Below are 15,020 nucleotides of genomic sequence, written 5' to 3'. Positions count from 1 at the left end.
GCGGGGCGTCCGCCGGGCCGGGTGCCGCGGGGCCCTGCCGGGGCACCCGTGGCGGCGCACCGGTGGCCGCGGTCGGCGGCCGGCGGCCGGGCTTGCGGCGCAGCACCCGCCGGGGGCGGGCGGCCTGCTTGATCCGTTCCTCGCCGGCGTGCGCGAGGATGTCCCGCTGGAAGAGGGCGGCCTGCATCTTCGCGGCGATCTGCCGCTGCTCGGCGGCGATCGCCGCGTCGCGCGCCTTCAGCTCGGCGATCGAGCGTTCGACCTCGGCCAGGTGCTCCCGCCAGCGTGGCTGGTCGGCCGCGCAGTGCGGGCAGCGCGCGGCCGGTGTGAACTGCCGCCCGCACGAGGGGCACTGAAAGTTCTCCACGACACCCTCCACCCGGCCGCCGGCGCACTGTGGATCCCCACTGTCGCAGCATGCCCTGACGCGGCGCGGATTTCGACACCCGGCACTGCGATTCGGGACAACAAAAAGCGCCGCCCGGGAGGCGGTGCCTCCCGGGCGGCGCTCAGCAGGAGGTCAGGGCCGGCCCATGCCCCGGTAGTCCCAGCCGGCGTGGATCCACAGTGCCGAGTCGAGGCAGTTGCGCCCGTCGACCACCCGGCGTCCGGCGACCAACTCGCCGAGGGCGACCGGGTCGGCGTTGCGGAAGTCGGCCCACTCGGTGAGTACGCAGATCAGGTCGGCCCCGGTGACGGCGTCGTTCATGCTGGCCTCGTAGGTCAGCTCGGGGGCCACCCGGCGGGCGTTCTCGGTGCCCTGCGGGTCGTACACGTGCACGTCGGCCCCGGCCTTCTGCAGCAGCGCGGCGACGGCGAGCGCCGGGGCGTCCCGGACGTCGTCGGTGTTGGGTTTGAAGGTGGCGCCGAGTACGGCGATCCGGGTACCGGCGAAGTCCGGGCCGGCCGGGCCGGAACGGCGGCCGAGCAGCTCGGCCGCGAGCTGGAGCACCCGGGTGCGGCGGCGCAGGTTGATCAGGTCCACCTCGTGCAGGAAACGCAGCGCCTCGCCCGCGCCCAGCTCCTGCGCCCGGGCCTGGAAGGCGCGGATGTCCTTGGGCAGGCAGGCGCCGCCGAAGCCGAGGCCGGCCTGGAGGAACCGGTTGCCGATGCGCGGGTCGTATCCGATGGCCCGGGCCAGCTGGGTGACGTCGCCACCGGCGGCCTCGCAGACCTCGGCCATCGCGTTGATGAAGGAGATCTTGGTGGCCAGGAAGGCGTTCGCGGCGACCTTGACCAGCTCGGCGGTGGCGAAGTCGGTGACCACCAGAGGGACCTCCCGGTCCTCGGTGGCGGCCAGGTCGAACACGCCCTTGTGGGCCGCGTAGAGCATGGCGTTGGCCCAGTCGCTCTTGACACCGACCACGATCCGGTTGGGGCGCAGCACGTCGTCGACGGCGAAGCCCTCCTGGAGGAACTCGGGGCTCCAGGCCACCTCGACGCCGAGGTCGGCCGGGGCATGCTTGCCGACGAGCTGCTCCACCCACTCGGCAGTGCCGACCGGGACGGTGGACTTGCCGACGATCAGCGCCTTGCGGGTCAGGTGCTGGGCCAGGCTGACCACCGACGCCTCGACGTACGACAGGTCGGCACCCATGCCGTCGGCGCGCTGCGGGGTGCCCACGCAGATGAAGTGCACGTCACCGAAGTGGGCGGTCTCGGCGATGTCGGTGCTGAACCGCAGCCGGCCGGCGGCCAGATTCCGCTTGAGCAGCTCGTCCAGGCCCGGCTCGTGGATCGGCACCTCGCCGGCGTTCAGCTTGGCGATCTTGTCGACGTCCACGTCGAAGCCGAGGACCTCGTAGCCCAGCTCGGCGTAGCAGATCGCGTACGTCGCGCCGAGGTATCCGGTGCCGAGGAAGGTGACCCGGGGCCGCGGCGCACCCGAGGGCGGCGTCACCGGCGCGATGGCGGGCACCGGCTGGATGTTCGGGTACGGGATCGTCACGCCTGTCTTCTCCGCTCGCACTGGCGGCGCTTCATTGCGTCGCAATCGGCTGGGGCGCCAAGGCCGGGCACCGAGGAAACCTTCGTCGTCTGGTGTGAGGGTAGTTGTGCCGGGCCGACGACCGTCGTACGCGAGCCTACCCGCCGGTAGGGTCGGGCCGGACCCCATGGCTATCCTTCAGTCTGCGGCAGTCGGCAGCCTTCGTCACGCCACAGACTGCGCATGATAGCCGTGGAAGGGGTGGGCCGACATGGCCGCAGAGGAGTCGTTCGACGTCTACCGGTTGCCCGAGGAGCACGAGGCGATCCGCGCCGCGGTCCGGGAGATCTGTGCCGCGAAGGTGGCTCCCCATGCCGCCGAGGCCGACGAGACCGGCGAGTTCCCGAAGGCATCGTACGACGCGCTGCGCGCCGCGGACTTCCACGCCCCGCACATCCCGGTCGAGTACGGCGGTGCCGGCGCGGACGCCCTCGCCACGGCGATCGTGATCGAGGAGGTGGCGCGGGCCTGCGCCTCGTCCTCGCTGATCCCGGCGGTCAACAAGCTCGGCACGATGCCGCTGATCCTGGCCGGCTCCGACGAGCTGAAGCGGACGTACCTGACCCGGGTCGCCGCCGGCGAGGCCATGTTCTCGTACTGCCTGTCCGAACCGGAGGCGGGCAGCGACGCGGCCTCGATGACCACCCGAGCCGTTCGGGACGGCGACCACTGGGTGCTCAACGGGGTGAAGCGGTGGATCACCAACGCGGGAGTCTCGGAGTTCTACACCGTCTTCGCTGTGACCGATCCCACAGCCCGGTCGAAGGGCATCTCCGCCTTCGTTGTCGAGAAGTCCGACCCGGGGGTCAGCTTCGGCGCCCCGGAGAAGAAGCTCGGCATCAAGGGCTCCCCGACCCGGGAGGTCTACCTCGACAACGTACGCGTCCCGGCCGACCGGATGATCGGCGCCGAGGGCACCGGCTTCGCCACCGCGATGAAGACCCTGGACCACACCCGGGTCACCATCGCCGCCCAGGCCGTCGGCATCGCGCAGGGCGCCCTCGACTACGCCAAGGGGTACGTCCAGGAACGCAAGCAGTTCGGCAGGGCGGTCGCGGAGTTCCAGGGCGTCCAGTTCATGCTCGCCGACATGGGCATGAAGCTGGAGGCGGCCCGGCAGCTCACCTACGCCGCCGCCGGGAAGTCCGAGCGTGGCGACGCCGACCTGACCTACTTCGGCGCGGCCGCCAAGTGCTTCGCCTCGGACGCCGCCATGGAGATCACCACCGACGCGGTGCAGTTGCTCGGCGGCTACGGCTACACCCGGGACTACCCGGTCGAGCGGATGATGCGGGACGCCAAGATCACCCAGATCTACGAGGGCACCAATCAGGTGCAGCGCATCGTGATGGCCCGCCAACTGCTCAAGGGCTGAGGCGGACGTACCCGGCAACGGGCGGGCCGGGATGACCCGGCCCGCCCGTTGCCGTCACCGGTTGTCCGGGTCCCCCGGCCTGGCCCCGTACCGGGGCGGGGAGGTCCACGGCGACTCGACGCCGGTGCGCCGGGGCAGCGGCTCGGTGGGGGTGTCCGGGCTCGGGTAGCCGAGCGTGAGCGGCGCGGTGTCCGGTTCGCTTCCGCCGCCCGACGGCGGCCAGTCGCCCAGGGTGAAGGTGTTCTCCGTGGGCGTGTCGTCGGCCGGGGCCGCCGGTGCCTCGGGGGTCGCCCGCGCCGGCCAGCGTCGCCACCGCTGGATGCTGAACGTCGCCAGCAGCAGCGCCAGCCCGATCAGGAACAGGGTGCCGTTGCGTACCGGCAGACTCAGCGGTAGCGGGTCACCGAGGACCCGCCAGCCGGCGGGGATCCGGTCGAGCACGGCGAACGGCGCGATGAACATCCCGACGTACGGGGTGACCAGCAGCAGCCCGGCGACCAGCGGGCCGAGCGGGGAGACACGCAGCGTGCCGAGCAGACCGAGCAGGACGCCGGCCACGCCGAGATAGACGGCCGGCTCGATCAGGTTGGGCGTGCTGTACGTGCCGATCTCCACCCAGCGGTCCACGGTCCGACCCGACCCGTCCTGCCCGAGGGTGACCAGCACCCAGGTGATGGGCGCCACCACCAAACCGGCGAGGAAGCTCCAGAGATGTCGCATTGGCGCACCGTACCGTCTCTGGCATGACCGAGCACCCCTCCGCCCCGCAGGGCAAACCCACCTCGTACTCTCGCGTCACGCTGAGTCGCATCATGACTGCCGTCGATGTCAACCTGTACGGCACCGTGCACGGCGGGGTGTTGATGAAGTTCGTCGACGACGTGGCGGGCGCGGCCGCCGCCCGGCACAGCGGCGGCACGGCGGTCACCGCCTCGATCGACGAGATCGTCTTCTCCGAGCCGGTCCGGGTCGGCGACCTCGTGCACGCGCACGCCCAGGTGAACTGGACCGGGCACACCTCGATGGAGGTGGGGGTGAAGGTCGTCTCCGAGCGGTGGGACTCGGCCGAGGACGAGCCGGTGCGGGTGGTCACCGCGTACCTGGTCTTCGTCGCCGTCGACCTGGGCGGTGCGCCGCGGCCGGTCCCGCCGGTGCTGCCGCAGAGCGCGGACGACGAGCGCCGGTTCCGGGAGGCGGAGATCCGCCGGGCGCACCGGCTGGCCAAACGCCGGGCCATCCAGGCACACCGGGCGGGCTGAGGCAAGATGGCGCCACGGCCCACGAACATCGCCGTCCGGGGCCGCAGGAAGGGTGGAGCAGTGGGTGACGTGCTGTGGACGCCGCCGGCGGACGTGCGCGAGCGGTCCCGGATCGGGAACTACCTGCGCTGGCTGCGCGAGCACCGAGGGCTGAACTTCGCCGACTACGACGAACTGTGGCGCTGGTCGGTCACCGACCTCGATGCCTTCTGGCGCTCGGTCTGGGACCACTTCGAGGTCGTCGCGCACACCCCGCCGACGGCGACCCTGACCGCGCTCGGGATGCCCGGCACCCGCTGGTTCCCCGGCGCGACACTCAACTACGCCGAGAACGTGCTGCGGATGCCGGGCCTGGCCGACGACGACCCGGTGGTGATCGCGCACGGCCAGACCCGCCCGCCGGTCACACTGACCGCGGCCGAACTGCGTGAGCGGGTCCGCCGGGTGGCGGCCGGGTTGCGCCGGCTCGGTGTGGTCGCCGGGGACCGGGTCGCGGCGTACGCGCCGAACATCCCCGAGACGTACGTGCTGATGCTGGCCACGGCCAGCCTCGGCGCGGTCTTCTCGTCCTGCGCCCCGGAGTTCGGCACCCGCAGTGTCACCGACCGGTGGCGGCAGATCGAGCCGAAGGTCCTGGTCGCGGTTGACGGCTACCGGTACGGCGACAGGTCGGTGGACCGGCGCGGCGAGGTGGCCGCGATCCGGGCGGCGCTGCCGACGCTGGCGTACACCGTCGGCATCTCCTACCTCGACCCGGCCGGCCCGCCGCCGGAGGGCGCGATCGGCTGGGACGACCTGGCCGCCGCCACCGACGAACCGGCGAGTTTCGCCCCGGTGCCGTTCGACCATCCGCTCTACGTGCTCTACTCCTCGGGCACCACCGGGCTGCCCAAGCCGATCGTGCACGGTCACGGTGGCATCCTGCTGGAGCACCTGAAGATGCTGGCCCTGCACCACGACCTGGGCCCGTCCGACCGGTTCTTCTGGTTCACCACCACCGGCTGGATGATGTGGAACTTCCTGGTCTCCGGCCCGGCGGTGGGGGCGGCGATCGTGCTGTTCGACGGCAACCCGGGCCATCCCGACCTGGCGGCGCTGTGGCGGCTGGCCGCGCGGACCGGCACCACGTACTTCGGCACCTCGGCGCCGTTCCTGCTGGCCTGCCGCAAGGCCGGGCTGGTGCCCCGGGAGGTCGCCGACCTCTCGGCGCTGCGCGGGGTCGGCTCGACCGGAGCGCCGCTGCCCGCCGAGGGTTTCCGCTGGGTGTACGAGAACGTCGGTGACGACCTCCAACTCCAGTCGCTGTCCGGTGGCACGGACGTGTGCACCGGTTTCGTCGGCGGGGTCCCGCTGCTGCCGGTGCACGCCGGGGAGATCACCTGCCGGGCGCTCGGTGCCCGGGTGGAGGCCCGCTCGGCCGACGGCACCCCGGTCGTCGGGGAACTGGGCGAGTTGGTGATCGCCGCGCCGATGCCGAGCATGCCGGTCGGGTTCTGGAACGACCCGGACGGCCGCCGCTACCGCGAGGCGTACTTCGAGACCTACCCGGGTGTGTGGCGGCACGGCGACTGGATCACCATCAACGAGCGGGGTGGCTGCGTGATCACCGGGCGTTCCGACGCCACCCTCAACCGGGGCGGGGTCCGGCTCGGCACCGCCGAGTTCTACTCGGTGGTGGAAGGGCTGGACGAGGTCGTCGACTCGGTGGTGGTGCACCTGGAGGACGACGAGGGCGGTGCGGGGGAGTTGCTGCTCTTCGTGGTCCTCGCCGACGGGCTGGCGCTCGACGACGGGCTGCGCGCGAGGATCTGCCGGGAGCTGCGGACCGCGCTGTCGCCCCGGCACGTCCCCGACGAGATCCACCAGGTCCGTGCCGTCCCGCGAACCCTCTCGGCGAAGAAGCTGGAGGTCCCGGTCAAGAAGATCCTCACCGGCGTCCCGGTCGATCGGGCCGCCGCCACCGGTGCCCTGGCCAACCCCGAGTCCCTGGCCGCCTTCGCCGCCTTCGCCCAGCGCCGCGCCTGATTCACCCCGCGCGCCGCGAATCACGCGCGGGACGCGGCACGCGCTTTGCTCGCGGCAGGTTGGGGTGTCCGGCGGCGAGGACACCCCGACATGCCTGCACGCTGAGTTGATCATGGCAGGGTCGGTTCGCGGCCGGACCCGGCCGGCGGACGTCAGTGCAGCGTACGGGTGACCCGCTCGGCCGCAGCGCGGGACGCCACCCGGGCCGGGTCCAGGTTGCCGCAGGGCACCACGCTCGCGCCGGCGGTCAGCGGGGTGAGCAGCCAGTCGACCGGGTCGGGGTGCCGGTCGACGTCGACCAGCAGCCGGTCGTCGGGGCCCAGCCCCAGCTCCGTCGCCCGGGCCGCCGCGCGGGCCAGCAACTCCGCGTCGCCCGGGCCACCCCGGGGGTACGGCGTGAAGTGGTCGCCGTGCCCGCGTACCTCGCTGACGAAGTCGACGAAACCGGCCGGCACCTGGCGCATCGGCAGGGCGAACGGGTCGAGCGCGAGGGCGTAGGAGTCCCCGGCCGACCAGGCGTCCGCCTCGGCGGCCCGGCCGGCGGCGGCGAAGAGGACGTCCACCTCGCCCGGCCTGTCGGTCACCGTCAGCTTCGCCGACCAGCAGCCCAGCAGCACCACGGCGGTCTGCCAGTGCGGCGGCAGCAGTATCCCGGCGGTGTCGCCGGGCTGGCGGGCCAGGTCGTCGACGAGCAGGTTGGCCGTCTTGGCCACCCAGTTCGCCAGCGTCGCGCCGGAGAGTTCGGTGCGTTCCCCGGTGGCGTCGTCGTACCAGGTCAGCAGGGGTCGGGTCGGGTCGGTCGCGATCGCGTCGGCGAAGACCCGGGCAATGTTGTCGGCCATCGGCGCGAACGATACGCGTCCCAGGCGCGTACTCGATGACGACGACAAGTCGGCGTACGGTCGGGTCGCAGTCAGCGTGCCGGCCGGGCATCGGCGTAGGCTTGCCCCGAGTGTTGTTCCCCACAGACCCGCCAGTTCAAGGAGTCGCCCCGTGACCGCCGGTCGCCCGCCCCGCGTGCTCATCGACGCCACGAGTGTCCCCGCCGACCGTGGCGGCGTCGGTAGATACGTCGATGGCCTGCTCGGCGCGCTCGGCAGAGTCTGCGGTTCGGCGGTCGACCTGGTGGTCGTCAGCCTCCGTACCGATCTCGAGCGCTACACCCGGATGCTGCCGGGGGCGGAGGTGGTGCCCGCCCCGGCGGCCGTCGCGCACCGCCCCGCCCGGCTCGCCTGGGAGCAGACCGGTCTGCCGCTGCTCGCCCAGCAGGTCGGCGCGGAGGTGCTGCACTCACCGTTCTACACCTGCCCGCTGCGGGCCGGCTGTCCGGTCACCGTCACCGTGCACGACGCGACCTTCTTCACCGAGCCCGAGCACTACGACAAGTCCCGCCGGACGTTCTTCCGCAGCGCCATCAAGACCTCGCTGCGCCGCGCGGACCGGGTCATCGTGCCGAGCAAAGCCACCCGCGACGAGCTGATCCGGCTGCTCGACGCCGATCCGACCAGGATCGACGTCGCCTACCACGGGGTCGACCAGGCGGCCTTCCACGCCCCGGGCGAGGAGGAGAAGGCCCGGGTACGCGCCCGGCTGGGGCTGGGTGGCAGCAGCTATGTCGCCTTCCTCGGCGCGAAGGAGCCGCGCAAGAACGTACCGAACCTGATCCGCGGCTGGGCCCGGGCGGTGGGCGACCGGGAGAACCCGCCGGCTCTGGTGGTCGCTGGCGGGCAGGGGCACGACGACGACATCGACCGCGCGGTGGCGGAGGTCCCGTCACACCTGCGGCTGCTGCGACCCGGTTACCTGCGCTACGCCGACCTGCCCGGTTTCCTGGGCGGGGCGCTGGTCGCGGCCTACCCCTCGTACGGGGAGGGTTTCGGGCTGCCGATCCTGGAGGCCATGGCCTGCGCCGCCCCGGTGCTCACCACGCCGCGCCTGTCCCTGCCGGAGGTCGGCGGGGACGCGGTCGCCTACACCAGCGAGGACCCGGACCAGATCGCCACCGACCTGGCCGCCCTCCTCGACGACGAGCCCCGCCGGCTCGCGCTGGCCAAGGCGGGCTTCGACCGGGCGAAGGAGTTCACCTGGGAGTCCAGTGCGGAGGTGCACATCGCGGCGTGGACCCGGGCCCGGAGCTGACCGGTCCCGATCCCGCCGCCGACCTGGCTCACCAGCCGGGCCGGTTCGGGCATGATGTGCTGATGCTCTACGCCGTCATCCCGGCGGGTGGCAGCGGCACGAGGTTGTGGCCGCTGTCCCGCGCGGGGCATCCCAAGTTCCTCCATCCGCTCACCGGCACCAGCGCGTCCCTGCTCCAGGCGACGGTGAACCGGCTGGGGCCACTGGCCACACCGGAGCGGATCCTGGTCGTCACCGGGGCCGCGCACGCGGCGGCGGTCGCCCGGCAGCTGACCGGGCTGCCCGAGGAGAACATCCTGGTGGAGCCCTCGCCCCGGGATTCCTGCGCGGCGATCGCGCTGGCCGCGGCGGTGATCGCGCAACGCGACCCGGCGGCGGTGATGGGCTCCTTCGCGGCCGACCACCTGATCCGTGACGCCGACGGCTGGGTGGAGACGGTCCGCGCGGCGGTGCGTGGCGCGGAACAGGGGCTGCTGATGACGGTGGGCATCACCCCGACCCGCGCCGAGACCGGCTACGGCTACCTGGAGACCGGTGAACCGGTCGGGGATGGTCCGCTGCGCCGGGTGGCCGAGTTCAAGGAGAAGCCGGCCGCTGCGGTCGCCGAGGCGTACCTGCGCTCCGGGCGGCACCTCTGGAACGCCAGCATGTTCGTCTGGCGGGTGGACGTCTTCCTCGCCGAACTGGCCCGGCAGCAGCCGGTGCTGCACGCCGGGGTCACCACCATCGCGGCTGCCTGGGGCACCCCCGAGCAGGACGAGATTCTCGGCACCGTGTGGCCCACCCTGCCGAAGATCTCGGTCGACTACGCGGTGATGGAGGGCGCGGCCACCGCCGGCCGGGTGGCGACGGTCCCCGGCGATTTCGGCTGGAACGACGTCGGCGACTTCCACACCCTCGGTGAGGTGCTTCCGGCCGACGCCGCCGGCAACGTCGTGCTCGGCACCGAAGCGAAGCCCGGGGTGCTGCTGCACGACGCCCACGACCTGGTGGTGGTGCCGCAGTCCGGCCGGCTGGTCGCCGCGCTCGGCGTACGGGACCTGATCCTGGTGGACACCCCAGACGTGGTGCTGGTCTGCCCCCGCCAGCGGGCCCAGGACGTCAAGGCGCTGGTCGACGTGCTCAAGGAGCGCGGCGAGGAGGGCCTGACCTGACCCAGGCTCCCCGCCGGCCGGCCCACCGCCGGCCGGCGGGATGCCGCCCGGGCCGCCGGCGGGGATCGATTCGGACGGCCGTCGGCGGGTCAGCTGGTACGGCGGGCCAGGGCGGCCAGGGCCGGTGCCACCAGTCGGGCCGTCGCGCTGGCCAGCGGCTCGGGCAGCCGATCCGGCGGGAACCAGCCCAGCGCCTCGGACTCGTCGCTGACCCGCTCCACCGCGCCCGGCGGGGCGAAGACCGCGAAGCGTACGTCGTGGTGCAGTGAACCGCCCTGGCAGGCGACCGGATGGATGTCCACGTCGATCGGCACCGGGTCGATCACCAGCCCGGCGATGCCCGACTCCTCGGTCGCCTCGCGCAGCGCGGCCCCGGCCAGCGTCCGGTCGTCGCTCTCGCAGTGCCCACCGAGCTGCACCCACCTACGGAACTTGCCGTGCAGGCAGAGCAGCACCCGGGACCCGGTGGAGTCGAGCACCAGCGCGCTGGCGGTGAGGTGGCCCGGCAGGTGACCGCGGTCGGTCGCCATCGGGCCGGCGGCCAGCAGTTCCAGGGTCCGGTCCCGTGCCTCACCGGCGGTCGGGCTGGTCGCCGCCCAGTCGGTGAGTACCGCGACCGCGTCGGCGTGCAATGCCCGCCGCCCGTCGGGCTCCGATCCGTGGTCGGCGTGGGGGTCCGACCCGGGTCGGGGCGCGGATGGGACGGCGGACTCGGTGGTGGGGGAGGCGTCGGGCATCCCGACACTCTACGAGCACCCGTTCCGTACCCTGGCCCGGTGACCCTGCGACTCGTCGAGTTCGTCGTGGCCGGCAACGAGGCCAGCGACCTGCTGCCGGTCCGCTCACCGGCCCTGCTGCGCGCGCACCGGGCCCGGCGTGGCTTCTGGACGGTGCTGGACGAGGGGCCGGTCGAGCGCTGCCTGGCGTTGCTGCTGGAACGCGGTGACGGTGAGTGGGCCGCCCACCACGTGACGGCCGACGCGGGGTCGGAGAACGGTCGCACCGAGGACGGCGAGGCGTTGGCCCACCACGACGGCTGGGTGTACGTCTTCGGTTCGCACTTCGGATCCAAGGGCGGCCCGCTGCGCCCCCGCCGCGCCTTCGTGGCCCGGTTCCGGGAGGACGACGCGGCGGCCGGCACCCTGCCGGTCCAGGTGGTCCGCAACCGGTTCCGGTTGCACCGTGCGGTCAACGACGCGCTGGCGAAGGCGTCGTTCTCCCCGTTGCCGCCCGGCGACCGGGTGCGGAGCCGGTTCATCGTCGAGACGCTGGCCCGCGGCACCGCACGGGCGAAGAGCTGGGTGACCCGGTTGGCCGAGGACGACCTGCCGCTCAACGTGGAGGCCGCCGCCTTCGCCCCGGACGGTACGGCGCTGCTCGGGCTCCGGTTCCCGGTGACCGCCGACGGGGAACCGATCCTGGTGGAGTTGGCCGGGGTGCCGGAGATGTTCGCCGACGCCGCCTGGCCCCGCGCCGGCCGGGCGTACGCGCTGACCGGGGTGACCCCGCCCGGCGCGCTGGCCGGCTTCCGGGCCGTCACGCCCACCCCCGACGGCGGGTACGCGGCGGTGATCGGGTCGATCGACGCGCTCGGCAAGGGCTCCGTGTTGCTGGACGCCCACCCCACCGGCGGCGAGGTGACCTCCCGGCACGTCCGGTTCCGCTGGGATCCGGGCGCCGACGAGCACCGGATTCCGGGGGAGGTGGTGGCCGACCTGGCGCCCTTCCACCATGTGGAGGGGCTGGCCGAGTGCGACGGGGCCTGCTTCTACGTCACCGACGAGGACCACCGGGTGGCGCTCTGGGTGGGCTGACGGCCCGACGGCGTTCGATCAGAGCGCCAGGCAGGCGCTGGCGGTGCTGCCCTCCGGCGGCGGCAGCAGCGCCGACGGCACGCCCTCGGCGGCCAGCGCGGTCCGCAGCCGCTGCACGTCGGCGCCGAAGCGCACCAGATCGGCCCGGTCGACCGGGGTGGGCGCCATGCCGAGGACGAGCCCGTGGGCCCGCTCCGGCCACCCGGCGACCTTCCCGACCAGTCCGGCGCGTACCTCGTCGTCGGTGACGTGGGTGAAGACCGTGCCGGGCGCGACCACGTCGGCCACCGCGGCGATCGCCTGGGCCACCGCCGCCGGGTCGGCCGCCGTCTCCCCCGGACCGTCGGGCAGGGTGGCGGCCTCCCGCAGGCCGGCCGCCTTCGCCTCGGCGGTACCGAGGGAGAACAGGTCCATCGAGGCGTCCCGGACCAGGGCCGCCGCACCGGTGCCGTCGTCGCCCCGGGTGCCGCCCAGATAGCCCCGGACCACCGCGACCGGAACCTGGTCGCACTTGCCCTTGATCAGCTCGCCGGCACCGGCCAACTCGTCGGCCACGGCCATCTGGGTGAGCTGCAGCTCGTTGCCGTACGGGTCGATCTCGCCCCGGTGGTCCCGGATCGCGGACATCCCGGCCACCCCGAGCGCGACATCGGTCAACCCGTTGCGCCACGGTCGGCCCATCGTGTCGGTGATGATCACAGCGACGTCCAGGTCGTAACGCTCCCGCAGCGCCGAGCGCAGCGCCCGGGCCGACGCGTCCGGATCCTCGGGCAGCAACACCAACCGGGTCTTGTCGACATTGGACGCGTCGATCCCGGCGGAGGCCATCACGAAGCCGTGGTGGGTCTGCACGATCCGGGTCGCTCCCCGGGTGGCCACCACCCGGGCGGTTTCGGCGGCCAGCACCTCGTCCCGGGCCGCGAGCCGCTGCGGGCCGTCCGCCGGCACATCGACCAGCCGACCCTCCGCCTTTGACACGATCTTGCTGGTGACGATCAGCACATCCCCGTCGCGCAGCCACGGCGCGGCAGTGGCGATCAACACCGCCAGATCGTCGCCCTCGGTCACGTCGCCGATGCCCGGCACCGGCAGGATCTCCAGTCTCACCGCAGCTCCAACGCGGCCCGCACCATGTCCGCCGTCGCCGCCTCGTCGGTCATCCGCAGCGGCGCGGACCGGACCGTCACCCCGGGCACCTGCGTGCCCTCGTCCTCCGGCGCGACCAGCCAGCCGTCGAGCAGGCCACCGTCGCGCCGCGCGCCGTACATCCGGCCGACGCCGGCCGCGCTGCACTCCACGCCCAGCACCGACAGGCAACGGTCGGCCATCCCGCGCACCGGCGCGCCGCCGATGATCGGCGAGACGCCGACGACCGGCGCGGGCCCGTCGACCACCGCCTCCCGCAGGCCCGGCACGGCCAGCACCGGAGCGACGCTGACCACCGGGTTGCTCGGCGCGACCAGCACCACGTCCGCCTCGGCGACGGCCTCCCGTACCCCGGGGGCCGGCTTGGCGTTCTCCGCGCCGACGAAGACGAACCGGTGGGTGGGGATGTCGGCCCGGTGACGGATCCACCACTCCTGGAAGTGGATCGCCCGCTGGCCGCCGTCGAGGTCGACCACCACGTGGGTCTCCAGGCGGTCGTCGGTGGCCGGCAGCAGGCGTACGCCGGGCTGCCAGCGGGCCGCCAGCGCCTCGGTCACCTGCGACAGCGGGTACCCGGCGTGGAGCATGGTGGTCCGGACCAGGTGGGTGGCGACATCCTTGTCCCCGAGCCCGAACCAGGTCGGCTCGGCCCCGTACGCGGCCAGTTCCGCCTTGACCGTCCAGGTTTCGTCGGCCCGTCCCCAGCCCCGCTCCGGGTCGGCCCCGCCGCCCAGGGTGTACATGACACTGTCCAGGTCGGGGCAGACCTTCAGGCCGTGCAGGAGCAGGTCGTCTCCGACGTTCACCACGGCGGTCACCTCGGCGCCCACCTGTCGGGCGAACGCCCGGACGCCGAGCAGGAACCGGGCGCCGCCGATCCCGCCGGTCAGTACCACGATGCGCATGACGTCCATCCTCGCGTACCCGACACGTCCCCCTCGCCGCTGGGCAGGGAGACTAGGCTCACCTCGGCAACCGCCCGTCTGGACCGAGGGAGATCCCGTGACCAGCCCCGCCGAGTCGGCGCCGCACGACGCCGAGCAGGCCCGTCAACTCACCCGGCCGTTGCGCGAACTGGCGGCGCTGGTGCTGCTCGCCGCGAACGCCGTGCTGCTGTTCGTCGCCTTCATCGACCTGCTCACGCCGGTCTACGGGTACAACAGCTTCGCCGACCGGATGGGGAACAGCTTCTTCACCTTCGTCGGTCTGCAGGCGATCGTCCTGCCACTGCTGGCGGTGCTGCTCGCCACCCACGTGTCGCCGGTCGTCGGCCGGGCGAAGCAGATCACCCAGGTCGCCCTGGTCGAGTACGCGGCCGGCGCGCTGCTCGGTGCGCTGGCCGTCCTGGTCTGGCTGGTCGGCCGGCTCGCCGAGGCGGAGGTACTGCGGGCACTGCTCGGCCTGTTGACCCGTACGGCCTGGTTCGCGATCTTCGCGCTCGCCGCCTTCGTCGTGTACCGGATCTGGCGCACCCTCTACCACGTCCCGAAGCCTCAGCCTCAGCCCGGCCTGTACGGGCAGCCGCAGCCGGGCTGGCCGCAGCAGCCGGCCCCGGGTGCCTTCCCCACCGCCGGGTATCCGCCCCCGGGTCAGGCCGGCTATCCGACGGCCGGCGGCCCGTACGGTGCGCCGTCCGCGCCGCAGTTCGGGGCCGCGCCGCAGTCCGGGCCGGCGTTCGGCTCGCCGTCGGCGCCGAACGCGGGACCGGCATCCGGGGCGACGCCGCAGTCGGGGCCGGCGTTCGGGGCCGCGCCGCAGTCCGCGCCGCCGTTCTCCGGGCCGAACACCGCGCCACCGTTCGGGCAGCCGCCGTCGGCCGACCCGACCCAGGCCATCCCCCGGCAACCGGGTGAGGCGGGCGCGCCGCCGGCCCCGCCGGCCGACGACAGCGACCGGACCCAGATGCTCCGCCGGGACGAACCCGGGTCCTGACCGTCGCCGCCCCACGTCGCCGGCACACGGGGCATCCCACGCCATTCGGGCCGGCCCGCCGCTGGTCGGTAACACTCTGCGGCATTCCGGGCCGTCTGGGTCTGCCGACAGCACCACTTGCCGCAAGCCGAGTGTGGGCGGCGCGGGGCTGGGTCGGGCCAGGACGTGCCGACGGTCAGTGCGAGGTGG

Annotated in this window: 14 protein-coding genes; 7 read left to right on the top strand and 7 right to left on the bottom strand. The window is 73.4% G+C overall.

Annotated features, from left to right (window positions below):
• Together E1182_RS22675 and E1182_RS22670 are read right to left on the bottom strand one after the other, a co-directional pair.
• The coding region (locus E1182_RS22675) for a hypothetical protein (RefSeq protein WP_132268677.1) at nucleotides 1–367 on the bottom strand (367 nt) is incomplete at its 3' end.
• Between the two features lie 153 nt (nucleotides 368–520).
• Nucleotides 521–1,948 carry a UDP-glucose/GDP-mannose dehydrogenase family protein gene (locus E1182_RS22670; protein WP_132268675.1) on the bottom strand — a complete coding sequence of 476 codons (1,428 nt, stop codon included), beginning with the start codon at nucleotides 1,946–1,948 and terminating at the stop codon, nucleotides 521–523.
• A gap of 250 nt (nucleotides 1,949–2,198) precedes the next feature.
• Between E1182_RS22670 and E1182_RS22665 the strand changes: the two genes are divergently transcribed.
• Nucleotides 2,199–3,362 (top strand): acyl-CoA dehydrogenase family protein, encoded by a 1,164-nt coding sequence (locus tag E1182_RS22665; RefSeq protein WP_132268673.1) that lies wholly within the window; start codon nucleotides 2,199–2,201, stop codon nucleotides 3,360–3,362.
• A 54-nt stretch (nucleotides 3,363–3,416) separates the two neighbouring features.
• On the opposite strand, the gene E1182_RS22660 is transcribed toward E1182_RS22665, so the two are convergent.
• A complete protein-coding gene (locus tag E1182_RS22660; RefSeq protein ID WP_132268671.1) occupies nucleotides 3,417–4,082 on the bottom strand; it encodes a hypothetical protein in 666 nt (221 codons plus the stop codon).
• A gap of 23 nt (nucleotides 4,083–4,105) precedes the next feature.
• On the opposite strand from E1182_RS22660, the gene E1182_RS22655 reads away from it, so the two are divergent.
• Together E1182_RS22655 and E1182_RS22650 are read left to right on the top strand one after the other, a co-directional pair.
• A complete protein-coding gene (locus E1182_RS22655) occupies nucleotides 4,106–4,621 on the top strand; it encodes an acyl-CoA thioesterase (RefSeq protein ID WP_132268668.1) in 516 nt (171 codons plus the stop codon).
• A gap of 60 nt (nucleotides 4,622–4,681) precedes the next feature.
• Entirely contained in the window at nucleotides 4,682–6,646 is a 1,965-nt protein-coding gene (locus tag E1182_RS22650; protein WP_132268666.1) for an acetoacetate--CoA ligase, read from the top strand.
• A gap of 152 nt (nucleotides 6,647–6,798) precedes the next feature.
• Here the strand turns inward: E1182_RS22650 and E1182_RS22645 are convergent, their stop codons facing one another.
• On the bottom strand, nucleotides 6,799–7,488 hold the full coding sequence (locus tag E1182_RS22645; protein ID WP_132268664.1) for a TIGR03089 family protein: 690 nt from the start codon (nucleotides 7,486–7,488) through the stop codon (nucleotides 6,799–6,801).
• 151 nt (nucleotides 7,489–7,639) lie between these two features.
• On the opposite strand from E1182_RS22645, the gene E1182_RS22640 reads away from it, so the two are divergent.
• Nucleotides 7,640–8,785: a glycosyltransferase family 1 protein gene (locus E1182_RS22640; protein WP_132268662.1), complete on the top strand. Its 1,146-nt coding sequence runs from the start codon at nucleotides 7,640–7,642 to the stop codon at nucleotides 8,783–8,785.
• Nucleotides 8,786–8,847: 62 nt separating this feature from the next.
• Complete coding sequence (locus E1182_RS22635) at nucleotides 8,848–9,939, top strand: mannose-1-phosphate guanylyltransferase (protein WP_132268679.1); 1,092 nt, start codon at nucleotides 8,848–8,850, stop codon at nucleotides 9,937–9,939.
• An 89-nt stretch (nucleotides 9,940–10,028) separates the two neighbouring features.
• Here the strand turns inward: E1182_RS22635 and E1182_RS22630 are convergent, their stop codons facing one another.
• Entirely contained in the window at nucleotides 10,029–10,676 is a 648-nt protein-coding gene (locus E1182_RS22630) for an NUDIX hydrolase (protein ID WP_132268660.1), read from the bottom strand.
• Nucleotides 10,677–10,715: 39 nt separating this feature from the next.
• On the opposite strand from E1182_RS22630, the gene E1182_RS22625 reads away from it, so the two are divergent.
• Nucleotides 10,716–11,753 (top strand): hypothetical protein, encoded by a 1,038-nt coding sequence (locus E1182_RS22625; protein WP_132268658.1) that lies wholly within the window; start codon nucleotides 10,716–10,718, stop codon nucleotides 11,751–11,753.
• Nucleotides 11,754–11,771: 18 nt separating this feature from the next.
• Here E1182_RS22625 and E1182_RS22620 read toward each other — a convergent pair whose 3' ends face one another.
• Together E1182_RS22620 and cofD are read right to left on the bottom strand one after the other, a co-directional pair.
• Nucleotides 11,772–12,860: a coenzyme F420-0:L-glutamate ligase gene (locus E1182_RS22620; protein WP_132268656.1), complete on the bottom strand. Its 1,089-nt coding sequence runs from the start codon at nucleotides 12,858–12,860 to the stop codon at nucleotides 11,772–11,774.
• On the bottom strand, nucleotides 12,857–13,804 hold the full coding sequence (cofD, locus tag E1182_RS22615; protein WP_132268654.1) for a 2-phospho-L-lactate transferase: 948 nt from the start codon (nucleotides 13,802–13,804) through the stop codon (nucleotides 12,857–12,859). The genes E1182_RS22620 and cofD overlap by 4 nt, the downstream gene beginning before the upstream one ends.
• 97 nt (nucleotides 13,805–13,901) lie before the next feature.
• Between cofD and E1182_RS22610 the strand changes: the two genes are divergently transcribed.
• A complete protein-coding gene (locus E1182_RS22610) occupies nucleotides 13,902–14,831 on the top strand; it encodes a hypothetical protein (protein WP_132268652.1) in 930 nt (309 codons plus the stop codon).
• Nucleotides 14,832–15,020 lie beyond the last annotated feature (189 nt).

Source organism: Micromonospora sp. KC721, from assembly GCF_004348355.1.
Classification (GTDB): Bacteria; Actinomycetota; Actinomycetes; order Mycobacteriales; family Micromonosporaceae; genus Micromonospora.
Note: the sequence above shows the minus strand (reverse complement) of the source record. Positions and strands in the feature narration are given on the sequence as shown.